This window comes from Allorhizobium sp. DMC15, from assembly GCF_056314065.1.
In genome coordinates, this window is record NZ_JBQUZB010000001.1 from 1,593,966 (window position 1) to 1,616,699 (window position 22,734).

A 22,734-nucleotide genomic window follows, 5' to 3' on the forward strand; every position below is an offset into this window, starting at 1 on the left:
TTTTACCCATCCAGTGACGCGGCAACGGCTGCGATCCGCTTCAGGATGGCGACCTGCCGATCAACCTGCTCATCGACAACCACCGTCTCGCTTCCCGCCGGCGGGACCGTCACGATCCGTGTGCCGGACTTGACGGACGTCCGGTTGCGGCCTCGTTCCTTGGAGACGTAAAGCGCGGCGTCCGCATCCGTCATCAACTGTTCTAGGCCGGCGCGGGGCAGCGGGCTGACCGCTATACCGACGCTTGTCGTCACGGTCAGACCGTTCGCCGGGGTGTCGATGACCTTCTCGGCCAGGGCAAGCCGCACGGTTTCGGCGAAAAGCGCGGCATCTCGCGCCTCCGATATCGCAAGGACGGCTGCGAATTCCTCGCCCCCCGTTCGCCCGAATGCCGCCCTCTGTGGCAGCAGCGACCGGCAGAGGTTGGAAAACTCCTGCAGAACCAGATCTCCGACATGATGGCCGTGATCGTCGTTCACTTGCTTGAAGTGGTCGAGATCGAAGATCAGCAAACCGACGGCCGGCGAGGGGGCGGCGTCCTGCAGTCGCTGATAGGCCTCCGTAAAACCGCGGCGATTGAGCACGCCCGTCAGCGGATCGGTCCGCACCAGCGCCTGCAGTCTTTCTTCAGAGCGATCCATCAGCATCTTTGCCAGAATGATGATCGCCGTGATGAACCCGATCAGGGCAACGGTTCCCATCCAGATGCCGATGATGTCCTCTTGAAAATTGCGTGGCTGGTAGAAGATCACGAAGATGCCGAAGCTCACCGAGGATGCTGCCTGGCACCCCCAAACGAGGGCCAGCATCTGCCGATAGCGACGCGAACTGAAGTTGGCCCTCAGGATGAGGATGGCGAGAAGTACGAATCCGATGGTTGCGCCGAAATTGTATGTCGCGACGCGCAAGGCGAAAGTATCACGAACCTGGGGTACGAGGTTGCAGGCGATCCAGAGGAGCGGAGGCAAATAGGCAGAGAGCGGAGGACGTCGGCGATCCAATGCTGTGATCGCCCAGGCCCAACTGCTGAATGCCAGAAGCGAGACGATATTCGCGACATGAATCGAAATGAAGTCCGGAATGCTGCCGCGCCCGCCCACCAGTCCGAGGCCGGCAGCGTGCACGGCAAAGCCGATGCCGAACCAGAGAAAATGGCGCTGGTCACGGGCATGAAGCCAAATGGCAATCAGCAGAATCGCCAGAGTGCCTGCCTGGATAACCCACAGCAGAAACGCCGTCTTCACATCGATCACGATCACTATCCGAATTTATCATGTCTGGGTCGAGTTGCCCCACAATCGCTCAGGCGGGTTAAGCACTTCCTACGTATACGTGGCGGATTGCAGTGAGCCGGTCTTCTGTCCGATGCCGTGAATGACAAAGTTTTCACCATGTTAGAGACTTCTTGTGAATTGACGAGCACCCGCCGCCACGCCGTTGGCAAAGATCCCGGAAAACCGCTAGGGCAGGGCTCTTCGTCGTCATGCAGGCATTAAGGATATCCCTTGCTCGTGTCTTGAATGTCAGGGTGCGGACACTCTATGTAGGGGTTGACAGATTTTACGTGATTCCCGCCACCGGACGTGTCGGGGAGAGGCTGAAAAAGGACCGATATGAGAAATCCCGTTGATACCGCCCTGGCTCTGGTGCCGATGGTCGTGGAGCAGACCAATCGCGGCGAGCGCTCCTACGATATCTTCTCCCGCCTGCTGAAGGAGCGGATCATCTTCCTGACGGGCCCGGTCGAGGACACGATGGCCTCGCTGGTCTGCGCCCAGCTTCTCTTCCTTGAGGCCGAAAACCCGAAGAAGGAAATCGCCCTCTACATCAATTCGCCGGGCGGCGTCGTCACGTCGGGCATGGCGATCTACGACACCATGCAGTTCATCCGTCCGGCCGTGTCGACGCTCTGCATCGGCCAGGCCGCGTCCATGGGCTCGCTGCTCCTCGCTGCCGGTGAAAAGGGCATGCGCTTTGCCACCCCGAACGCCCGCATCATGGTTCACCAGCCATCCGGCGGCTTCCAGGGCCAGGCGTCAGACATCGAGCGCCATGCTCGTGACATTATTAAGATGAAGCGTCGTCTGAACGAGGTCTATGTCAAGCACACGGGCCGCACCTATGAGGAAGTCGAGACCACGCTCGATCGCGACCACTTCATGGAATCGAGCGAAGCCAAGGACTGGGGTCTGATCGACCGTATCCTGACGTCTCGCGCCGAAATCGAGGGCGCGGCTCCGTCGGCTTGATGTCGTCCGGCCTGTGCGGCGCCCGCCCGGCGCCGCAGGAAGTGAAGAGGTCGGGGGTTTAAAGTCGCCGCGAAAGCGCTAATAGTAGGGATTAAGGCTATGTTGAACGTTTGTGACATAGTCTGCCGAGACTGGGAGTTTTCGTTGCCGCCGCTCCGGGATTGATCGGATCGGCTAGTAGCTCCGGATCGGAAGAGGTTTCCACCAAAGGCGGCGGTGGGAACTGAACAGTGTGAGTGACCGCCCTGCCGTGACTGCGGTGGCGCGGCGTGCTGGAAGGATAAAGACATGAGCAAGGTCAGCGGAAGCAACGGCGGTGACTCCAAGAATACCCTTTATTGTTCCTTCTGCGGCAAGAGCCAGCACGAGGTCCGCAAGCTGATTGCCGGACCGACGGTATTCATCTGCGATGAATGCGTCGAACTCTGCATGGATATCATCCGCGAGGAGAACAAGTCTTCGATGGTCAAGTCCCGTGACGGCGTTCCCACGCCGCAGGACATCATCAAGATCCTCGACGAATACGTGATCGGCCAGAAGCAGGCGAAGAAGATCCTGTCGGTGGCCGTGCACAACCACTACAAGCGCCTGTCGCACGCCTCCAAGGGCGGCGACGTCGAACTGGCGAAGTCGAACATCATGCTCGTCGGCCCGACCGGCTGCGGCAAGACCTATCTTGCCCAAACGCTCGCCCGCATCATCGACGTTCCCTTCACCATGGCTGACGCTACGACGTTGACCGAAGCTGGTTACGTCGGTGAAGACGTCGAAAATATCATCCTGAAGCTGCTCCAGGCTGCCGACTACAATGTCGAGCGCGCCCAGCGCGGCATCGTCTACATCGACGAAGTCGACAAGATCTCCCGCAAGTCGGACAACCCCTCGATCACCCGCGACGTGTCGGGCGAGGGCGTCCAGCAGGCGCTTTTGAAGATCATGGAAGGCACGGTTGCTTCCGTTCCGCCGCAGGGTGGCCGCAAGCATCCGCAGCAGGAATTCCTGCAGGTCGACACGACGAACATCCTGTTCATCTGCGGCGGCGCCTTTGCCGGCCTCGACAAGATCATCTCTGCCCGCGGCGAGAAAACCTCGATCGGTTTTGGCGCAACTGTGAAGGCGGAAGACGATCGCCGCGTGGGCGAAGTCCTGCGCGAACTGGAGCCGGAAGATCTGGTCAAGTTCGGCCTCATCCCCGAGTTTATCGGCCGTCTGCCGGTTCTGGCGACGCTCGAGGACCTGGACGAGGACGCGCTGATCCAGATCCTGTCGGAGCCGAAGAACGCGCTGGTCAAGCAGTATCAGCGCCTGTTCGAGATGGAAGATGTCGAACTGACCTTCCACGAGGACGCTCTGCGCGAGATCGCCCGCAAGGCCATTACCCGCAAGACCGGTGCGCGTGGTCTTCGCTCGATCATGGAAAAGATCCTGCTCGACACGATGTTCGAACTGCCGGAACTGGATGGTGTCCGTGAGGTCGTCATCTCCGACGATGTCGTCAACGGCAATTCTCGTCCGCTGTACATCTATGCGGACCGTCAGGAAGAGAAAGCCAACGCATCGGCCTGATGCCCGTCCCATCGCATGCACAGAGCCCGCCACTGGCGGGCTCTTTCGTTTTCAGCGACCTTCCCGTTGAAGTTTCGCAAATTTACCGTGTCTGCTGTTGTCTCTGCGGGTGATTGAGTTAGAACAGGAATGGCGCCATGCCATCCTGGATTCTGTTGCGTATCCGTACGTGCGTTACCTCTTTCCTGTCCTGCATGCCTGTTTTCGGCACCTGTGCGTCTCATGCCTCGCTTCAGCTTCGCGCTGTAGCGTGCAGGCGAGGGAAGAGCGTCATCTGACCGTCACAGTTTCGCGACGGACCGGCCAGGCAGGCTTGAATTGAGGGTGTCGCCACTCCACTTGTTGGGGGAGCAAGAATATGGCCGATGCCTTTGGGTCGGTCATTTGGTCCCGGTAACTCGGGACGTTGGAAAGGAATTGAAATGACGAATACGTCAGCGACAAACGAGGCGAACACCTATCCGGTGCTTCCTCTGCGCGACATCGTGGTGTTCCCGCACATGATCGTCCCCTTGTTTGTGGGCCGCGAGAAATCCATCCGCGCTCTGGAAGAGGTGATGGGTTCCGATAAGCAGATCATGCTGGCCACCCAGATCAATGCGAGCGACGACGATCCGGCGCCGAACGCGATTTATGAAGTTGGCACCGTTGCCAACGTACTCCAGCTGCTGAAGCTGCCGGATGGCACGGTGAAGGTTCTGATCGAGGGGCGTGCTCGTGCCAAGGTCGAGGGCTACACCGCCCGCGAAGACTATTACGAAGCACGCGCCAAGGTTCTTGCAGAGCCCGACGAAGATGCCGTGGAAATCGAGGCTCTCTCTCGCTCGGTCGTCTCCGAGTTCGAAAACTACGTCAAGCTGAACAAGAAGATCTCGCCCGAGGTCGTTGGTGCGGCAAGCCAGATCGAGGACTACTCGAAGCTCGCCGACACGGTTGCCTCGCACCTCTCCATCAAGATCACCGAAAAGCAGGAAATGCTGGAAACGGTGAGCGTCAAGACGCGCCTTGAAAAGGCACTCGGCTTCATGGAAGGCGAGATCTCGGTTCTGCAGGTGGAAAAGCGTATCCGCTCGCGCGTCAAGCGCCAGATGGAGAAGACACAGCGCGAATATTACCTCAACGAGCAGATGAAGGCCATCCAGAAGGAACTCGGCGACGGCGAGGACGGCCGTGACGAGATGGCCGAGCTGGAAGAGCGCATCGCCAAGACCAAGCTTTCCAAGGAAGCCAAGGAAAAGGCCGATGCCGAGCTGAAGAAGCTGCGTCACATGAGCCCGATGTCGGCCGAAGCCACCGTCGTGCGCAACTATCTCGACTGGCTGCTGGGTCTGCCCTGGAACAAGAAGTCCAAGGTTAAGATCGACCTGAACGCTGCCGAGAAGATCCTCGACGAAGACCATTTTGGTCTCGACAAGGTCAAGGAGCGCATCGTCGAGTATCTCGCCGTCCAGGCCCGCGCGACGAAACTGAAAGGCCCGATCCTGTGCCTCGTCGGCCCTCCGGGCGTCGGCAAGACCTCGCTCGCCAAGTCGATCGCTAAGGCGACCGGCCGCGAATATGTGCGCATGGCGCTGGGTGGCGTCCGTGATGAAGCCGAGATCCGCGGTCACCGCCGCACCTATATCGGCTCCATGCCCGGCAAGATCGTCCAGTCGATGAAGAAGGCCAAGAAGTCGAACCCGCTCTTCCTGCTCGACGAGATCGACAAGATGGGCATGGACTTCCGTGGCGACCCGTCTTCGGCCCTGCTCGAGGTGCTCGATCCCGAACAGAACTCGACCTTCATGGACCACTATCTCGAAGTGGAATATGACCTGTCGAACGTCATGTTCGTGACCACCGCCAACACGCTGAACATCCCGGGTCCGCTGATGGACCGCATGGAGATCATCCGGATCGCCGGCTACACCGAGGATGAGAAGCTCGAGATCGCCAAGCGGCACCTGTTGCCGAAGGCCATCAAGGAACACGCCCTGCGTCCGGAAGAGTTCTCTGTCACGGACGGCGCGATCCTGGCGGTCATCCAGCAGTACACCCGCGAAGCCGGTGTTCGCTCTTTCGAGCGCGAATTGATGAAGCTTGCCCGCAAGGCGGTCACCGAGATCATCAAGGGCAAGGTCAAGTCCGTTGCGGTGACGGCCGAAAACATCAACGAATATCTGGGCATCCCGCGCTTCCGCCACGGCGAAGCAGAGGGTGAGGATCAGGTCGGCGTTGTCACGGGTCTCGCCTGGACGGAAGTCGGCGGCGAACTTCTGACCATCGAAGGCGTGATGATGCCCGGCAAGGGCCGCATGACGGTCACCGGCAACCTGAAGGACGTGATGAAGGAATCGATTTCGGCTGCGGCATCCTATGTCCGCTCGCGCGCCGTCGATTTCGGTGTTGAGCCGCCGCGCTTCGACAAGTCCGACATCCACGTCCACGTGCCGGAAGGCGCGACCCCGAAGGACGGCCCGTCCGCCGGCATTGCCATGGCAACCGCCATCGTGTCCATCATGACCGGTATTCCGGTTTCGAAGGATATCGCGATGACCGGTGAAGTGACCCTGCGCGGCCGCGTGCTGCCGATCGGCGGCCTGAAGGAGAAGCTGCTCGCCGCACTGCGGGGCGGCATCAAGAAGGTTCTGATCCCGGAAGAGAACGCCAAGGATTTGGCCGACATTCCGGACAACGTGAAGAACAATATGGAGATCGTACCGGTATCCCGGATGGGTGAGGTGATCCGCCATGCGTTGGTTCGCGTGCCTGAACCGATTGAATGGGACGGAACGGTCGAAACCCCTGCCATCGGCACAGTTGAGGGTGCCGATGAGACCGGCTCTGCAGTCGCCCACTGAGGCAATTCTGCCATAAGTGAGCCACAAAGCTCCAAAACCGACAAAAAGGCTGGCAAATTTGCCAGCCTTTTTTGTGAAAAGTCCCTTAAACGGCTTGTTTTCCGGGCCTTTCGGGTGCTTTTGAGTTGCGAAGGGCAGAAGCTTTCGTATTCTCCGCCCGACTTAATCATTTGAGTCGTTTCATACCAATCAGAAAGGGTGGAAACATGAACAAGAACGAACTCGTATCCGCGGTCGCCGAGAAGGCTGGCCTCACCAAGGCTGACGCAGCCTCTGCCGTCGACGCCGTTTTTGAAACGGTTCAGGCCGAGCTGAAGAACGGTGGCGACATCCGCCTCGCTGGTTTCGGTGCCTTCACCGTCGCCCGTCGCGAAGCCTCCAAGGGCCGCAACCCGTCCACCGGCGCTGAAGTCGATATCCCGGCTCGCAACGTTCCGAAGTTCACGGCCGGCAAGGGCCTGAAGGACGCTGTCAACAGCTGATCCGTCGTGACCGTCGCCACCCTTCGGTGCCGATGGTCAGCTGACACCCTGGTGAGCCCGGCCTCTGCGCCGGGCTTTCTTGTTTGCGCATCTTGCGTCGCAGCATTGGCTGTCATATTTCTGTGGGGCCGGGTCTTCCGGCATTCGTTCTCAGGGCGGGGTGAAATTCCCCACCGGCGGTAAGAGGGAAACCTCATAGCCCGCGAGCGCCTGGTCTTCCTTCAGGGAGGGCAGGGTCAGCAGATCCGGTGTAACTCCGGAGCCGACGGTTAAAGTCCGGATGAAAGAGAATGAGGTCAGGCTTCGTCCTGCCGCCGCGTCATGCGGATCGGCGAGGCGTGCTGCGCAGTGTCGTTTCCGTTCTGGAGCGGCTTCGTCGTCCTCATCTGTCCTGGTTTGTGTTGGTCCTTTGGAAAAGGAAACATGACATGAATCAGAGCTCCGTTTCGCTCTTGCGTTCCCGGGCTGTTGTTGGTGCCGGCTTCATGGTGCTGGCAGGCATTGCCTTCGCCGCGCTCAATGTCGTCACCCAGTGGCTCTCCATGACGCTCGGCTTTCCGCCGGCGTCGACCGCCTTCTGGCAATATGGATTTGCGCTCGTCCTCTCCCTGCCGCTGCTTGTCCGCCTCGGCTTGAAGGCGATGAAGACGGCCTATCCCGTGCGCCATATTCTGCGCGTCCTGCTTGCCGCTTTCGGCGTTCAGGCCTGGGTGACAGGCCTTGCCACCGTTCCGATCTGGCAGGCCATCGCGCTCGTCATGACCTCGCCATTCTTCATCATCATCGGTGCCCGCCTCTTTCTGGGTGAGACCGTCGGAAGAGACCGGTGGCTCGCGACCCTGGCCGGATTCACCGGCGCCATGATCATCCTGCAACCCTGGTCGGATGCGTTCACGCTTGCAGCCCTTCTGCCGGTTCTGTCGGCGCTGCTATGGGGCGGGTCATCGCTGATCATGAAGAACCTCACGCACTACGAGGCACCGGAAACCGTTACGGTTTGGCTGCTTGTGCTGCTGACCCCGATCAATGCCGGACTCGCCGTCGCCTCGGGCTTCGTTGTACCGGAGGGGGCAGCGCTCTGGCTGCTTCTGGGTGCAGGCCTGCTGACCGCCATCGGCCAGTATCTGCTGACGCTCGCCTACAATGCCGCAGATGCCGCTTACGTGCAGCCCTTCGATGACTTGAAGCTGCCGCTCAACGTCTTCGCCGGATGGCTCGTGTTCGGCTATGCCCCGAGCGGCTATCTCTGGATCGGCGCGGTCCTCATATTGGGGGCTTCGCTCTTCCTGATGCTTCGGGAAGCCCGGCGGGAAACAAGCCGGGGTTGATTGGCTCCTCTGTCATGCGCCTGTAATCCGGGTGACGCAAAAGCCTCCTGTTCCATTCATCGGCAACAGGAGGTTTCCCATGACATCAGGTCTCACCCGCGCGGCGCTGACCGCCGCACTTCTGGCTTCGGTGACCATGCCGGCCGCAGCCGAGCAGGTCTTCAACCGAATCGCGGCCTTCCCGGTCGCTAGCAATTTGCCGGCGGACAAGGACAAGCTGTCCGCCACTTCCGCCGAAATCGTCACGGCAACGGAAGACGGCAATATGATGATATATTCCGACAGCCCGCTCGGGGCGATCGGTTTTGTCGATATTACCGATGCCAAGGCCCCGAAGGCGGCTGGCGCGCTGATGATGGATGGCGAGCCCACGTCCGTCGCCGTAGCCGGCACCAAGGTTCTCGCCGGCGTCAACACCTCCGAGAGCAAGGCCAGCCCGTCCGGCAAGCTCGTCGTCGTCGACATCGCAACCAAGGCGATTGAATCCAGCTGCGACCTCGGCGGCCAGCCGGACTCTGTAGCGGTCTCCAAGGACAAGAGCTTCGTCGCCGTCGCCATCGAGAACGAGCGTGACGAGGACGTCAATGATGGGGACCTGCCGCAGATGCCGGCTGGCGACCTCGTCATCGCATCATTGAAAGATGGAGTCGTCGATTGCGGCTCAATCAAGCATGTCGCACTGACCGGCCTCTCCGAGATCGCCCCTGAAGATCCGGAGCCGGAATTCGTCGCGATCAACAGCCTCGGCGAAATCGCCGTGACGCTGCAGGAAAACAACCACATCGCCATCGTCGACGGCAAGTCCGGCGAAGTGAAGAGCCACTTCTCCGCCGGCACGATCGATCTCTCGGGCATCGACACCAAATCGGACGGCGCGCTCAAGTTCACCGGCAGCAAGGAAGGCGTGGCTCGCGAGCCGGACGCGGTCAAGTGGCTGGATGACGACCGTCTCGTCGTCGCCAACGAAGGCGACTGGAAAGGCGGCTCCCGCAGCTTCACCATCTTCGACAAGACCGGAAAGGTCTCCTACGAATCTGGTCCGTCGCTCGAGCTCGCCATTGCCCAGATCGGTCATTTCCCCGACAAGCGCGCCAAGTCCAAGGGTGTTGAACTCGAAGGCCTGGAAGCAGCGACCTTCGGCGACCAGAAGTATTTCTTCGTGCTCTCCGAGCGCGCCTCGATCGTTGGCGTCTACAAGGACACCGGGGCCGAGCCGGAACTGGTGCAGCTTCTGCCCTCCGGCGTCTCGCCCGAAGGTGCCGTCGCCATCCCTGGCCGCAACCTTCTCGCCACCGCCAACGAACTGGATCTCGGCGAAGACGGCGGCGTGCGTTCGCATGTGATGCTTTATGAACTGGCCGAAGGCACGCCGGCCTATCCGACACTGCGCTCGGAAATCGTCGACGGTGCACCGATCGGCTGGGGAGCACTCTCCGGCCTCGTCGGCGACGCCGAAAAGGCAGGCACGCTCTATACCGTCAATGACAGCTTCTATTCGGCCCAGCCGACGATCTTCACGATCGACGCAACCCAGAAGCCGGCCGTCATCACCAAGGCCCTGCCGGTCACTCGCGGCGGTTCTGCGGCCCAGAAGCTCGACATCGAAGGCATCGCGCTGGATGGTAAGGGCGGCTTCTGGCTCGCGTCCGAAGGCGATCCGGCCAAGCTCGTCGGCCATGGCATCTACAACGTAGACGGCCAAGGCGAGATCAAGGCGGAGATCGGTTTCCCGACGGAACTGCTCGCCGGCCAGACCCGCTTCGGTCTGGAAGGCATCACCAGCGTCGGCAGCGGTGACGACATGACCCTGTGGATGGCCGTGCAGCGCGAATGGGGTGACGACGAAAAGGGACTCGTCAAGCTCCTGTCCTACAATCCGAAGGCCAAGGAATGGGGCGCCGTCCACTACCCGCTGGAAAAGGCTGGCGAAGGCTGGGTCGGCCTTTCCGAAATCACCGCCCATGACGGCAAGCTCTACATTGTCGAGCGCGACAACCAGATCGGCGACAATGCCAAGCTGAAGAAGCTCTACTCCGTTGACATCGCCGGCCTGAAGCCGGCCAAGATTGGCGAAGTGCTTCCAGTCGTGACAAAGCAGGAAGTGCATGACTTCCTGCCGGACCTGAAGGCGGCCACCAACGGCTATGTCCTCGACAAGCTCGAAGGCTTCACCTTCGACGCATCGGGCAAGGCTTTCGCGGTCACCGACAATGACGGCGTGGACGATAGTTCGGGCGAAACCCTGTTCTGGGAAGTGAACCTGCAGGGCACCAACTGATCGGCATATCGCCGCACTGAAACAAAAGAGGCCGGGTGATCGCTCACCCGGCCTCTTCCTTTTGGAAGCTGCGATGTCTTACCAGCGATGGTGGACGTGAGGTGCGATCAGCCGGTCATAAGTGTCCTTGGCTGCCGCCATCACATCCGCCGAAATTGCCGGAAGATCGGACGCCGCAGCATTGGCCTTGGCCTGCTCGCCGTTGCGGGCGCCGGGGATCACGACGGTGACGGCCTCGTGCATCAGGATCCAGCGGAGTGCGAACTGCGCCATGGAAGCACCCGCCGGAACGAGCTTGCGCACTTCCTCGACGGCTGCGAGTCCGGTTTCGAACGGTACGCCGGCAAAGGTTTCACCCACGTCGAAGGCTTCGCCGTTGCGGTTGAAGTTGCGGTGATCTTCCGCCGCAAACTGGGTGTTCGCCGTGATCTTGCCAGAGAGCAGGCCGCTTGCCAGCGGGACACGCGCAATGACCGCCACGTTGCGGCGCTTGGCTTCCTGGAAGAAGAGCCCAGCCGCGCGCTGGCGGAACATGTTGAAGATGATCTGGACTGAGACCACACCCGGATATTCGATCGCCTTCAGCGCTTCCTCGACCTTTTCGACAGAAACGCCGTAATGCTTGATCTTGCCGGCCTTGCGGATCTCTTCCAGCCCCTCGAACATTTCAGGGCGGTAATAGATCTCGGTCGGCGGGCAGTGCAGCTGCACGAGGTCGAGGCTGTCGATCTCGAGGTTCTTCAGCGAGCGATCGATGAAGGCTTCGATATTCGCCTTCGTATAGCCATCCGCCACATGCGGGTTGAGCCGGCGCCCGGCCTTGGAGGCGACCATCGGGCGCTCCCCGCCACGCGCCTTCAACACGTCGGCGATGATCTTTTCCGAGCGTCCGTCACCATAGACATCGGCCGTGTCGATGAAGGTCATGCCGGCGTCGAGTGCTGCATTCAGCGCAGCCCGGCCATCGGCCTCCGATACCTCGCCCCAGGCCCCGCCGATCTGCCAGGCACCGAAGCCGATGTCGCTGACGGTGAATTCCGTGCGGCCGAAGGAATGTTCTCTCATGCTGATGTGTCTCCCGTGATTGTGCTGTGGAGCTAGCAAGTGGGGCAGGGGGTGGCAAGCTTCAACCGCATGATTGTCGCCAAGTGATCCATTGTCCTCGCGGCTGCGAAGTGGAACTTGACATGACCCGTGAGACCCCATGCCCAAAATGATCCGCAAGGGCGACCTGCCACAGAAGACGTGCCCGATCTGCCGTAGACCCTTTGCCTGGCGCAAGAAGTGGGAGCGGGACTGGGACAAGGTGATCTATTGCTCCGAGCGCTGTCGAAAGACGGGCAAAACCGGAAGTGACGGCAAGCCGTAGACATTTTCAGACAATTCAGTGACGGATACCCCATGACAGATCAGGCCCCGCCGTCGTCTCGCTTTGCGTTCTATGCCCTTCCGGCGATCCCGCTCGCGGCCATCGCGCTGCCTTTCTACATCGTGGTGCCGACCTTCTATGCCGATCATTTCGCCTTGTCGCTGGCAACCATCGGCACGTTGTTGCTGGGCATCCGCCTGATCGACGCGGTCACCGACCCCCTGTTTGGCTGGCTCTCCGACCGAGTCCGCTCGCGCTTCGGTCGCCGTCGCTTCTTCTTCGTCATGTCCACGCCGTTGACGGCGCTCGCCGCCTTCATGCTTTTCTGGCCGCCGCAGGATGCCGGTGTCGCCTACCTTGCATTTTGGGGCGTCACACTCTCGATTGGAGCGACATGGTCGCTTCTTCCCTACACGGCCTGGGGGGCGGAACTGGCCACCGGCTATCAGGCACGGGTCAAGCTTTCGGCCTGGCGCGAAGGCGCCACCCTGATCGGTTCTTTGATCGCGATCACCCTGCCATTTGTCGGTGGTGTCGATACGGCCGAGGGCTTCCATGGCCTCGCCTGGATAGCCGTCTTCATTGCGGTCACGCTGCCATTCGCCGGTCTTCTGGCGGTAGCGCGTGTCCCGGAGCCGGCCGATCTCTCCCGGCGTAAACTGTCGTTGCGCGAAGGGTTTCAGCATTTGAGGGCGAATGGTCCGTTTCTGAGGCTTGCCTCCGCCTTTCTGCTCAACAGCTTTGCCAATGCCGTGCCGGCCTCGCTCTTCATCTATTTCGTCGGCCAGCGACTGGGCGCACCCGAACAGCAGGGTCCCCTTCTATTCACCTATTTTCTGTGTGCCATTGCCGGCGTGCCCCTGTCGGTGGCGATTGCCAAACTCCTGGGCAAGCATCGCGCCTGGTGCCTGGCCATGCTGGCGGCCTGTTGCATCTTCTCGGTCGCGGGCTTTCTGGGGGAGGGGGATGTCGTCCCCTTTGCCGCAGTCTGTGTCGCGACCGGCCTGCTGCTTGGCTTTGATCTCACGCTTCCCCCCGCCATCCAGGCAGACGTTGTCGACAACGACACTGTGGCATCCGGCGAGCAGCGTTCCGGCCTCTATTTCGCCGCCTGGAGCTTCATCACCAAGTTCGCAGTTGCCCTGTCGGCCGGGATTGTCTTTCCGTTGCTGGACTTCGCTGGCTTTGTTGCAGGAAGGGAGGTTGCGCAGACGCCGGCCGCGCTGTCGATGCTCGGCATGCTGTACGCGTTTCTGCCAATTCTGCCAAAGATCGCCGCAATCGCGATCATGTGGAACTTTTCCCTCGACGAGGTCGAGCACCAGCGGTTGCGCAGCCGACTGTCTACTGCGCCGTAACCCCAAGTGTACGCATTTTCTTTGACTGGAGCCACCGGCGGGGTTAGTTCCCTCTGCTGTGGCGTGTGCTCCTCTCTGCCCACGCGAGTTTGATCTCGGCAGCTGGCGAACGGCGCGTCCGCCCTGCAGTTCGTCATCTTCGTGTCGCATCCCGTGTTCCATGAAGGAGTCTGGGCGCGGCGGCGTGAAGCGTGATGTCAGAATAATAGGTGTTGAATGCGCATTGTGATGATTGGCTCGGGCTATGTTGGCCTCGTTTCGGGTGCCTGCCTGGCGGACTTCGGTCACCAAGTGATTTGCGTGGACAAATCGCAGGACAAGATCGACGCTCTGGAGCGCGGCGAGGTGCCGATTTTCGAGCCGGGGCTGGATGCCATCATCGCCCATAACCGCGAAGCCGGTCGCCTGAGCTTCTCCCTCGACCTCGCGGGCCCCGTTGCCGATGCCGATGTCGTCTTTATCGCGGTCGGGACCCCGTCGCGTCGTGGCGACGGCCATGCGGACCTGTCTTACGTCTATGCCGCCGCCCGCGAGATCGCGGCCGCCGTGACCGGCTTCACCGTCGTGGTGACCAAGTCCACCGTCCCCGTCGGCACCGGCGACGAGATCGAGCGCATCTTCCGCGAAGAATTCCCGGACAAGGACATCAAGGTCGTCTCCAACCCGGAATTCCTCCGCGAGGGGGCAGCCATTTCCGACTTCAAGCGGCCTGATCGCATCGTCATCGGCTCGGAAGACGAGCGCGCCATCGACATCATGCGTGAAGTCTATCGACCGCTCTATCTCAACGAAGCGCCGCTCTACTTCTGCGAACGCCGCACCTCCGAGCTGATCAAATACGCCGCCAACGCCTTCCTCGCGATGAAGATCACCTTCATCAACGAGATCGCCGACCTCTGCGAACAGATCGGTGCGGACGTCCAGAAAGTCGCCAAGGGCATCGGCATGGATAAGCGCATCGGCGACAAGTTCCTGCATGCCGGTCCGGGTTATGGTGGCTCCTGCTTCCCGAAGGATACGCTGGCGCTGGTCAAGACCGCCCAGGATTTCGACAGCCCCCTGCGGCTGATCGAGACGACAGTCGCCATCAACGACAATCGCAAGCGCGCCATGGGCCGCAAGGTTATCGCTGCCTGCGGCGGCTCGGTGCGCGGCAAGAAGATCGCGGTGCTGGGACTGACCTTCAAGCCGAACACCGACGACATGCGCGACGCGCCCTCCATCACCATCGTCCAGGCTCTGCTCGACGGCGGTGCCGACGTACACGTCTTCGACCCGGAAGGCATGGATGCCGCGAAGTCGATGCTCGGCCCGGTGGTCTATGGAAAAAACCCGTACGATATTGCCGCTGGGGCCGAGGCCATCGTCGTGGTGACGGAATGGGATGAATTTCGTGCGCTCGACTTCCGCCGCCTGAAGACGGAGATGAAGGTTCCGGTCATCGTTGACCTGCGCAACATCTATAAGCCGGAGGAAATGGGGAAATATGGCTTTGCCCATTTCCCGATCGGCAAAAGGAAGGCGAAGGCCTGACATGCGCTATTTTATTACCGGCACGGCCGGCTTCATTGGCTTTCATCTGGCCCGACGCCTTCTGGCGGAAGGACATGACGTCGTCGGCTTCGACGGCGTAACGCCCTATTACAACGTCAAGCTCAAGCATATGCGCCATGCCGCACTTGCCCAGTATCCGGCCTTCACGCCCGTGATCGCCATACTGGAAGACCGAGCCGCTCTGGAGGAGGCTGTCGCCAAGGCCAACCCCGAGATCATCGTGCATCTCGCCGCCCAGGCCGGTGTCCGCTACAGCATCGAGAACCCGCAATCCTATCTGAGTTCCAACGTCCAGGGCTCGTGGAACATCATCGATCTCGCCGAGCGCCACAAGGTGAAGCACCTGATGCTCGCCTCGACCTCTTCGATTTACGGCGCAAGCCCGACCGTTCCGTTCCACGAGACCGACCGCACGGATGAGCCCTTGACCATCTATGCGGCGACCAAGAAGTCGATGGAACTGATCGCCCATAGCCACGCGCATCTCCACAAGACGCCGACCACCGCGTTCCGGTTCTTCACCGTTTATGGCCCCTGGGGCCGGCCGGACATGGCGCTGTTCAAGTTCGTTGACCGAATGCTGAACGATCAGCCGATCGAGATCTATGGCGAAGGCCAGATGAGCCGCGACTTCACCTATGTCGAGGACCTGGTCGAAGCCATCATACGCCTCTCCCATGTGGCCCCCGACGAGGCCAACCGCGTGGCCGACGAGCGCGTCGAGACCCTGTCGCGACAGGCGCCGTTCCGCGTCGTCAACATCGGCGGCGGCCAACCGGAAAACCTGCTCGATTTCGTCGACATCGTCGAGAAGACCGTGGGTCGCCCGGCCAAGCGCCACATGCTGCCAATGCAGCAAGGCGATGTCCCGCGAACCTATGCGAGCCCTGCACTCCTGCAGGCCCTGACCGGCTATACCCCCGGCACCCGGCTTGAAGAAGGCGTAAGGGCCTTTGTCGAGTGGTACCTCGAAGCGCGCAGCGAGCTGCAATAACCGTTTGTTTTCGGGGAGCTGCGGCATGACGCGCATGCCGCTGCCTTGACTTCCCCGCAGTTCCCCGTTGTCTTGCATGCAGATTGCGCACGCATCCGCGCAATCGCATAGGCATGCGGGGAGCAATATGAGCGGTTCGAACGACGGCGGGCAGGGCGAAGCACCACGAACACGCGGCTCCGGCACGGAAAGCGTGTATCAGGCTCTGCGCGGCGAGATTCTTGCGATGGAGCGTGCCCCCGGCAGCCCCCTCGACGAGACGCGTCTGTCGGAGCGTTTCGGCATGTCAAGAACGCCGATCCGGGAAGCTTTGCTTCGTCTCACCGCCGATGGTCTCGCCACGACGCTGCCCAATCGCAATACGATCGTCGCGACCATCGATTTCTCCAGTCTGCCGACCTATTTCGAGGCCCTTTGCCTGATGTACCGCGTCACCACGCGGGGCGCGGCGCAGAGACAGGGGGATGCCTGGATGCAGGTTATCACGGACCGTCAGCGGGAATTTGCGGCCGCCGTGGATGCGCAGGACGCCATCGCCATGATCGAGGCAAACAGGGAATTCCATGTCGCTATCGCCGAGCGTGCGGGCAATGCCTACTATACGGCTTTCTTCGCTCGCCTGCTCGACGAAGGCCGTCGCATCCTCAGGCTCTACTACTCCACCTTCGATGACCGCTTGCCGCGGCGTTACGTCGAGGAGCACGAGGCGATGATCGCGGCCATCCGCGCCGGCGATGTCGAGGCGGCCGACCGGCTGGCCATCGCCCATGGCGAACAGATCGTCCGTCAGATCCAGGATTATGTCGCCCGCGATCTGGGCAAGGCGAAGACCATCACCGGACTCTGAGCGCCGTTCCTTTTCACATCGTTTTAATCCGCCACCGTCGAAGGCCGGCGCCTCCTTTCCCATGTGAGGACTAAAAATGACCATCAGACCACGCCCGCCGCTTATCACCACGGAAGAGCGCCACGAACGCCTTGCTGCCCTTCGCCGATCAATGGCTGAGGCCGGGGTCGATGGCGTTCTCCTCGGGTCTACCGAAAGCCTGCGCTATTTCACCGGCCTCGTCTGGCATCAGAGCGAGCGCCTCGTCGGCGCCGTGATCCTGCATGACCGCCTGGTCTACGTCGTTCCGGGCTTCGAGCAGAGCCGCGTCGAGACCTTGCCCCGCCTGGAAGGCGAGATTGCCGTCTGGCAGGAGGACGAAGCCAGTGCCGACCTTGTCGCCTCGCTTCTGCCCCATAGTGCGAAACTCGCATTGGACGACGAACTGCCGCTCTTCGTCTATCATGCGCTCGCCCGCGCGCTCGGGACGAAGAGACTGGTGGACGGAACCCGGCTCTTGCGCGATCTTCGCCTCTGCAAATCCCAGTCCGAGATCGCGCTGATCCAGTATGCGATGGACCTGACGCTCGAAGTCCACCGCCGCGCTCATGCCTATATCCGTTCCGGCATTGCCGCTTCGGAGGTCGTGCGCCTAATCGATGCCGAACACCGTGCCTTGGGCGCTTCAGGCGGATCAAGCTTTTGCATCGTCTCCTTCGGCACCGCCACTTCGCTGCCGCACGGCGCCGACGGCGAACAGCACTATGCGCCCGGTGACGTGATCCTCGTTGACACCGGCTGCCGCATTGACGGCTATCATGCGGATCTGACCCGCACCTATGTGCTTGATGAGCCCAGCCCGGATTTCGCGCGACATTGGGCAATCGAGCGGCAGGCGCAGGAGGCGGTATTCGATGCGGCGCGTCTGGGGGCAACTTGCGGCAGTCTGGATGCCGCGGCCCGCACCGAAATCGAGCGTCATGGACTGGGACCGGACTATCGTCTGCCAGGCCTTCCGCACCGCGCAGGCCACGGTCTGGGGCTGCAGATCCATGAAGAACCCTATATCGTGCGGGGCAATCAAACCCAACTGAAACCCGGCATGTGTTTCTCCAACGAGCCGATGATCGTTTTTCCGGGACGCTATGGGATCCGCCTGGAAGACCACATCCACATGACGGAGGAGGGACCCCAGTGGTTCACCGTCCCGGCACGGGCACCGTCGGAGCCCTTCGCCTGATCCGGCACTGAAAGACGAGGTATCCGCCCGCGCGCCCCGCTGTAAGGGGCGGAAAAGATGCGCCCTTGCGCTCTGTCGACAATTTGTATATTTAAAACCCACCACTCAAGAGGAGCTTTCCAATGACCACCGGCTGGCATGGCGTATTCCCCGCTGCAACGACTCAGTTCCATGAAGATTTTTCCGTCGATATCGATGCGACGCAGCGCGTGCTCGACGCCCTCGTCAATGATGGCGTCAACGGCCTGATCGTCATGGGCACCTGCGGCGAGAACAACTCGCTCGATCCGGAAGAAAAGCGCACCATCCTGAAAGCCGCCGTCGAGGTCGTGAACGGGCGCGTGCCGATCGTCACGGGCGTTTCCGAATTCGATACCCGCCGTGCGAGCGCCTACGCCCGTGATGCCGAAAAGATCGGTGCGGACGGCCTGATGCTCCTGCCGGCTATGGTTTATGTGCCGAAGCCGCACGAACTGGTCGCCCATTTCAAGACCGTGGCCGAGGCGACCGGCCTGCCGATCATGCTTTACAACAACCCGCCGGCCTATCGCGTGAACATCGGCGCGGAAGTGCTGGAAGCCTTGGACGGCGTGAAGAACATCAAGGCGGTCAAGGAAAGCGCGCCGGATCCGCGCCGCTTCACCGATCTGATCAATGCCTTTGGTGAGCGTTACGACATCTTCGCCGGTCTCGACGACGTGGCTCTCGAAGGCCTGATGCTCGGCGCCAAGGGCTGGGTCTCCGGCCTCACCAGTGCCTTCCCGGCCGAATCGGTGGCGCTCGTCGCCGCTGCGGACCGTGGCGACTGGATGGAAGCCCGCCGCATCTATCGCTGGTTCATGCCGTTGTTGCATCTCGATGCCGAGCACGATCTCGTGCAGTCGATCAAGCTTGCCGAACAGATCATGGGCCGTGGCTCCGAGCGTGTTCGCATGCCGCGCATGCCGCTCGAAGGCGCCCGCCGCGCGGAAGTCACCGCCATGGTAGAGAAGGCCGCAGCGACCCGCCCGATCGGCGGCAAGTAAGCTCCAAAACGATTATTGCCCTCCGGCCCGCGTCCTCCCGGACGCGGGCCGTTTTCGTGTTCGGGCCCGATGGCGGAGCCCGACAGGAAAGGGAGCAAGGCGGAACGGCAGATTTCTGCGACTTTTTCAGGGGTAAGTCAGGCGCGCTTCCCGCAAACCCGTTGATTATTAACGGAAGCGTTGCCATTCGAGGATCATTGTTCCCCCAAATTCTGTCCCACTTTCGAAGGCACATTCATGAAGACGAGCAACACCTGGCGGGCGCGGCTGCGCTACGAGTTCGACAAGAGCATGGCGGGCGGCGCGATCGCCCTGATCGGATGGCTGGCCTTGATCTCCCTGGTCGTGATCAGCCTGGCCGGTGCCTTCCTCGCCATCACGGGCATTGCGCCGGAAGGTGGCGAGCCTGTGAGCTTCATCGAAGGCACCTGGGAATCGCTCATGCGCACCTTCGATGCCGGCACGATGGGCGGCGACCAGGGCTGGGGCTTCCGTCTCGTGGCGCTCGTCGTGACCTTGGCCGGTATCTTCGTCTTCTCCGCCTTGATCGGTGTCATCAGCTCCGGCCTTGAAAACAAGCTGGACGAACTGCGCAAGGGCCGTTCTCGGGTGCTCGAAAGCGACCACACCATCATCCTCAACTGGTCGTCCTCGATCTTCGACGTGATCTCGGAACTCGTCATCGCCAACCAGAGCCGCCGCCGCCCGCGCATCGTCATCATGGCGAACAAGGACAAGGTCGAGATGGAGGAGGAGATCGCGGACAAGATCGGCGACCTCAAGAACACCAAGATCATCTGCCGCAGCGGCGATCCGACCGATCTCTTCGATCTCTCCATCGTCAATCCGCACACATCGCGTTCGATCATCGTCCTGTCGCCGGAAGGTGACGACCCGGACTCTCAGGTCATCAAGTCGGTGCTGGCGCTCGTCAACGATCCGGAGCGCCGTGCGGAGCCCTACATGATCGCGGCCGAGATCCGCGACGCGCAGAATGTCGAAGTTGCCCGCATTGTCGGCGGCAAGGAACTGCAACTCGTGCTGGCCGATGACCTGATCTCGCGAATCGTCGTGCATACCAGTCGCCAGTCGGGCCTCTCGGCCGTATACACCGAACTGCTCGACTTCGATGGCTGCGAGATCTACACGCTCGCCCAGCCGCAGCTTGAGGGTAAGCCCTTCGGCACCGCGGTCATGTCTTATGAAAACAGCACCCTGATCGGCGTCTGCGACGTCGAGGGCCAGATCCACCTCAACCCGTCGCCGAATCGTATCATCGGCCCTGGCGAGCGCCTGGTCATCATCGCGGAAGACGATGCCTCGATCCAGGTCTGGTCCGGCGCGCCGCAAATCGCTCAGGCCGCTGTCAAGGCCCCGATTCGCCGCGAGACCCAGCCCGAGCGCACCTTGATTCTCGGCTGGAACCGTCGTGGCCCGATCATCGCGACCGAACTCGGTCGTTATGTTGCACCGGGTTCCGTCCTGACGATCGCCGCCAACACGCCGGAATTCGAAGCCGATGTCGCCGGTCTCGTCATGCCCAACGGAAACATGGCCATCCAGCACCACGTCATCGACACCAGCAGCAAGGCTGCACTCGAAGCGCTCGACATCCCCACCTACGACCACGTGCTGGTGCTCGGCTACAGCGACCACATGGCCATGCAGTCGGCCGACACGCGCACGCTGATCACGCTGCTCCACCTGCGCAAGATCGCCGAGAGTGCCGGCCTCCACATCAACGTGGTGAGCGAGATGACCGATGTCAGAAACCGCGAACTCGCCGAGGTCACCAGGGCCGATGATTTCGTCGTCAGCAACAAGCTGGTCAGCTTGATGCTCGCCCAGGCCTCTGAAAACGAGTTCATGGCCGCGATCTTCGACGAACTGCTCGATGTCGAGGGCTCGGAAATCTACATGCGTCCGATGAGCGACTATGTGGATATCTCGAAGCCCGTGAACTTCTTCACCGTGGCGCTCGCGGCACTCCGTCGCGGCGAAATCGCCATCGGCCACCGCCGCCAGCGCGCTGGGGACGCCGACGAACGCAATCTCGGCGGCGTGATCGTCAATCCGAACCGGTCGGAGCTGCTGGCTTATACCGAGAAGGATATGGTGATCGTGCTGGCGCAGGATTAAGGCCAGACTAACCGAGTCTCCTTGCAATACGCGTGTCGATTGGTTGTGATGCAACCAGTCGACGAGGCGCTGGATTGACCGGGCCTCCTTGAGGGGAAGGCAAAAATGGCATCCAGGGACAAAACTGATCGACTGGCGGTGTTGATCGACGCCGAAAACACCTCGAGCAAGATTGCGGGCAGTCTCTTTGCGGAGATTGCCCGCCTCGGCGAGGCGAGTGTCCGCCGAATCTACGGGGACTTCTCCGCTCCTGGCCTCAAGGCCTGGACCGAGACGCTCACCCGGTATGCTATCCTCCCGCAGCAGCAGTTTGCCTATACGCCCGGCAAAAATGCCTCTGACATCGCGCTTGTGATAGATGCCATGGATTTATTGCAGAGCAACCGATTCGACGGCTTCTGCCTTGTGTCTTCCGACAGCGACTTCACCAGACTAGCCTCGCGGATTCGTGAGCAGGGGGCCGATGTCTACGGATTCGGGGAACAGAAGACGCCCGAGAGCTTCCGCCAGGCCTGCAGCCGGTTCGTCTACACCGAACTTCTTGCCACCGAATCCGCTGCCGAGGCCGCTCCTAAGCCAGTTCTCCCGGGAAGTCCCCACAGTGCGGCTATTCCGATCATCAAGCGGGTTCTGGCCGATATTGACAGCGATGATGGCTGGGTGGCCCTGTCTGTCCTGGGAGCCCAGCTATCGAAGCTCAATTCAGACTTCGATTCCCGTGCCTACGGTTCGTCGAAGCTGAGTGATCTGGTGAAAAAGACCGGTGCGTTCGACGTGCAGACAAACGACGGAAAAGGCATGCGCATCAGAACACGCAAATAACCAGCTGCATCAGTCGAGAAGAATTAAGGAAGAAATGGTGGGCGATGAGAGACTCGAACTCCCGACATCCTCGGTGTAAACGAGGCGCTCTACCAACTGAGCTAATCGCCCGTCCGCTGACCGGATCATGTCCGCCGCGTCGGTGGCCGTGATCTATGCGGATCGCGAAATTTCCGCAAGCGTTTTTTCTCGGAATTTTTTCTTTTTTTGCGAAGGTCCCGCAGTGGAGGTGTGGAAAACGTTCAAGAATCCCGCAAAACCGCCTGCGGCCTGGTGTCGCGACGCAAAGGCCTCCGGGTGGGCCGGGTAGGGGGCTGCGGATAAAATTCGGCCGGTCATGGTTTTGTCTTGAAACCTGCTTGACACCTCCAGATGAACCCCGTAGAGAGCCGCTCAACGACAGGGCAAGCCCAGTCGCCGGGGTCGACTTGATCCCCTTTTTGGAAATGCGCGGGTGTAGCTCAGTCGGTTAGAGTGCCGGCCTGTCACGCCGGAGGTCGCGGGTTCGAGCCCCGTCACTCGCGCCATTCCAGAGACAAAAGGTCTGAACCGTCTAGAGCGGTTCGCGTGGGTTATTCCCACGGCAATGCGCGGGTGTAGCTCAGTCGGTTAGAGTGCCGGCCTGTCACGCCGGAGGTCGCGGGTTCGAGCCCCGTCACTCGCG

Annotated in this window: 17 protein-coding genes, 3 tRNA genes and 1 riboswitch; of the genes, 17 read left to right on the forward strand and 3 right to left on the reverse strand. The window is 61.1% G+C overall.

The genetic code is table 11. The features are described 5' to 3' along the window. Positions 1-2: 2 nt before the first annotated feature. A complete protein-coding gene (locus ACT53S_RS07900; RefSeq protein WP_476066529.1) occupies positions 3-1,253 on the reverse strand; it encodes a GGDEF domain-containing protein in 1,251 nt (416 codons plus the stop codon). 360 nt (positions 1,254-1,613) lie between these two features. On the opposite strand from ACT53S_RS07900, the gene ACT53S_RS07905 reads away from it, so the two are divergent. From ACT53S_RS07905 to ACT53S_RS07930, 6 genes are all read left to right on the forward strand, one after another. Next, entirely contained in the window at positions 1,614-2,249 is a 636-nt protein-coding gene (locus ACT53S_RS07905; protein WP_113378159.1) for an ATP-dependent Clp protease proteolytic subunit, read from the forward strand. 288 nt (positions 2,250-2,537) lie between these two features. Next, a complete protein-coding gene (gene clpX / locus ACT53S_RS07910; protein WP_113378160.1) occupies positions 2,538-3,815 on the forward strand; it encodes an ATP-dependent Clp protease ATP-binding subunit ClpX in 1,278 nt (425 codons plus the stop codon). 422 nt (positions 3,816-4,237) lie between these two features. After that, a complete protein-coding gene (gene lon, locus ACT53S_RS07915; protein WP_476066530.1) occupies positions 4,238-6,655 on the forward strand; it encodes an endopeptidase La in 2,418 nt (805 codons plus the stop codon). A 206-nt stretch (positions 6,656-6,861) separates the two neighbouring features. Further along, the gene (gene hupB, locus ACT53S_RS07920; RefSeq protein ID WP_006727558.1) at positions 6,862-7,137 is read left to right on the forward strand and encodes a DNA-binding protein HupB; all 276 of its coding nucleotides are present in this window, start codon (positions 6,862-6,864) and stop codon (positions 7,135-7,137) included. 142 nt (positions 7,138-7,279) lie between these two features. Further along, a riboswitch (FMN riboswitch) is annotated at positions 7,280-7,433 on the forward strand. A gap of 132 nt (positions 7,434-7,565) precedes the next feature. After that, the gene (locus tag ACT53S_RS07925; RefSeq protein ID WP_113378162.1) at positions 7,566-8,465 is read left to right on the forward strand and encodes a DMT family transporter; all 900 of its coding nucleotides are present in this window, start codon (positions 7,566-7,568) and stop codon (positions 8,463-8,465) included. 79 nt (positions 8,466-8,544) lie between these two features. Further along, positions 8,545-10,743, forward strand: a complete 2,199-nt coding sequence (locus tag ACT53S_RS07930) for an esterase-like activity of phytase family protein (protein WP_476066531.1) — start codon at positions 8,545-8,547, stop codon at positions 10,741-10,743. A 78-nt stretch (positions 10,744-10,821) separates the two neighbouring features. Here ACT53S_RS07930 and ACT53S_RS07935 read toward each other — a convergent pair whose 3' ends face one another. Next, positions 10,822-11,808 (reverse strand): aldo/keto reductase, encoded by a 987-nt coding sequence (locus ACT53S_RS07935; RefSeq protein WP_476066532.1) that lies wholly within the window; start codon positions 11,806-11,808, stop codon positions 10,822-10,824. 139 nt (positions 11,809-11,947) lie between these two features. Between ACT53S_RS07935 and ACT53S_RS07940 the strand changes: the two genes are divergently transcribed. From ACT53S_RS07940 to ACT53S_RS07980, 9 genes are all read left to right on the forward strand, one after another. Then, the gene (locus ACT53S_RS07940; RefSeq protein WP_113378165.1) at positions 11,948-12,112 is read left to right on the forward strand and encodes a DUF2256 domain-containing protein; all 165 of its coding nucleotides are present in this window, start codon (positions 11,948-11,950) and stop codon (positions 12,110-12,112) included. Positions 12,113-12,144: 32 nt separating this feature from the next. Beyond that, complete coding sequence (locus tag ACT53S_RS07945) at positions 12,145-13,470, forward strand: MFS transporter (RefSeq protein ID WP_476066533.1); 1,326 nt, start codon at positions 12,145-12,147, stop codon at positions 13,468-13,470. Between the two features lie 216 nt (positions 13,471-13,686). Beyond that, positions 13,687-15,003 (forward strand): UDP-glucose dehydrogenase family protein, encoded by a 1,317-nt coding sequence (locus ACT53S_RS07950; RefSeq protein WP_113378167.1) that lies wholly within the window; start codon positions 13,687-13,689, stop codon positions 15,001-15,003. Between the two features lies 1 nt (position 15,004). Continuing rightward, positions 15,005-16,018, forward strand: coding sequence for an NAD-dependent epimerase/dehydratase family protein (locus ACT53S_RS07955; RefSeq protein ID WP_476066534.1), 1,014 nt, complete (start codon positions 15,005-15,007; stop codon positions 16,016-16,018). 127 nt (positions 16,019-16,145) lie between these two features. After that, positions 16,146-16,865 carry a GntR family transcriptional regulator gene (locus ACT53S_RS07960; RefSeq protein ID WP_476066535.1) on the forward strand — a complete coding sequence of 240 codons (720 nt, stop codon included), beginning with the start codon at positions 16,146-16,148 and terminating at the stop codon, positions 16,863-16,865. A gap of 76 nt (positions 16,866-16,941) precedes the next feature. After that, the gene (locus ACT53S_RS07965) at positions 16,942-18,084 is read left to right on the forward strand and encodes a M24 family metallopeptidase (RefSeq protein WP_476066536.1); all 1,143 of its coding nucleotides are present in this window, start codon (positions 16,942-16,944) and stop codon (positions 18,082-18,084) included. A 122-nt stretch (positions 18,085-18,206) separates the two neighbouring features. Beyond that, on the forward strand, positions 18,207-19,109 hold the full coding sequence (locus tag ACT53S_RS07970; RefSeq protein WP_476066537.1) for a dihydrodipicolinate synthase family protein: 903 nt from the start codon (positions 18,207-18,209) through the stop codon (positions 19,107-19,109). Positions 19,110-19,346: 237 nt separating this feature from the next. Further along, a complete protein-coding gene (locus ACT53S_RS07975; protein ID WP_113378172.1) occupies positions 19,347-21,248 on the forward strand; it encodes a CASTOR/POLLUX-related putative ion channel in 1,902 nt (633 codons plus the stop codon). Between the two features lie 105 nt (positions 21,249-21,353). Further along, entirely contained in the window at positions 21,354-22,070 is a 717-nt protein-coding gene (locus ACT53S_RS07980; RefSeq protein WP_476066538.1) for an NYN domain-containing protein, read from the forward strand. A 35-nt stretch (positions 22,071-22,105) separates the two neighbouring features. Here ACT53S_RS07980 and ACT53S_RS07985 read toward each other — a convergent pair. After that, positions 22,106-22,181: transfer RNA gene (locus ACT53S_RS07985), tRNA-Val, on the reverse strand. A 339-nt stretch (positions 22,182-22,520) separates the two neighbouring features. Here ACT53S_RS07985 and ACT53S_RS07990 point away from each other — a divergent pair. Continuing rightward, positions 22,521-22,597: transfer RNA gene (locus ACT53S_RS07990), tRNA-Asp, on the forward strand. Positions 22,598-22,660: 63 nt separating this feature from the next. Further along, positions 22,661-22,734: transfer RNA gene (locus ACT53S_RS07995), tRNA-Asp, on the forward strand.

Excerpts from the sequence above, each read along its gene's own strand:
- ACT53S_RS07905 (WP_113378159.1), top strand. The coding sequence starts at position 1,614 with ATGAGAAATCCCGTTGATACCGCCCTGGCTCTGGTGCCGATGGTCGTG.
- clpX (WP_113378160.1), top strand. The coding sequence starts at position 2,538 with ATGAGCAAGGTCAGCGGAAGCAACGGCGGTGACTCCAAGAATACCCTT.
- lon (WP_476066530.1), top strand. The coding sequence starts at position 4,238 with ATGACGAATACGTCAGCGACAAACGAGGCGAACACCTATCCGGTGCTT.
- hupB (WP_006727558.1), top strand. The coding sequence starts at position 6,862 with ATGAACAAGAACGAACTCGTATCCGCGGTCGCCGAGAAGGCTGGCCTC.
- ACT53S_RS07925 (WP_113378162.1), top strand. The coding sequence starts at position 7,566 with ATGAATCAGAGCTCCGTTTCGCTCTTGCGTTCCCGGGCTGTTGTTGGT.
- ACT53S_RS07930 (WP_476066531.1), top strand. The coding sequence starts at position 8,545 with ATGACATCAGGTCTCACCCGCGCGGCGCTGACCGCCGCACTTCTGGCT.
- ACT53S_RS07935 (WP_476066532.1), bottom strand. The coding sequence starts at position 11,808 with ATGAGAGAACATTCCTTCGGCCGCACGGAATTCACCGTCAGCGACATC.
- ACT53S_RS07940 (WP_113378165.1), top strand. The coding sequence starts at position 11,948 with ATGCCCAAAATGATCCGCAAGGGCGACCTGCCACAGAAGACGTGCCCG.
- ACT53S_RS07945 (WP_476066533.1), top strand. The coding sequence starts at position 12,145 with ATGACAGATCAGGCCCCGCCGTCGTCTCGCTTTGCGTTCTATGCCCTT.
- ACT53S_RS07950 (WP_113378167.1), top strand. The coding sequence starts at position 13,687 with ATGCGCATTGTGATGATTGGCTCGGGCTATGTTGGCCTCGTTTCGGGT.
- ACT53S_RS07955 (WP_476066534.1), top strand. The coding sequence starts at position 15,005 with ATGCGCTATTTTATTACCGGCACGGCCGGCTTCATTGGCTTTCATCTG.
- ACT53S_RS07960 (WP_476066535.1), top strand. The coding sequence starts at position 16,146 with ATGAGCGGTTCGAACGACGGCGGGCAGGGCGAAGCACCACGAACACGC.
- ACT53S_RS07965 (WP_476066536.1), top strand. The coding sequence starts at position 16,942 with ATGACCATCAGACCACGCCCGCCGCTTATCACCACGGAAGAGCGCCAC.
- ACT53S_RS07970 (WP_476066537.1), top strand. The coding sequence starts at position 18,207 with ATGACCACCGGCTGGCATGGCGTATTCCCCGCTGCAACGACTCAGTTC.
- ACT53S_RS07975 (WP_113378172.1), top strand. The coding sequence starts at position 19,347 with ATGAAGACGAGCAACACCTGGCGGGCGCGGCTGCGCTACGAGTTCGAC.
- ACT53S_RS07980 (WP_476066538.1), top strand. The coding sequence starts at position 21,354 with ATGGCATCCAGGGACAAAACTGATCGACTGGCGGTGTTGATCGACGCC.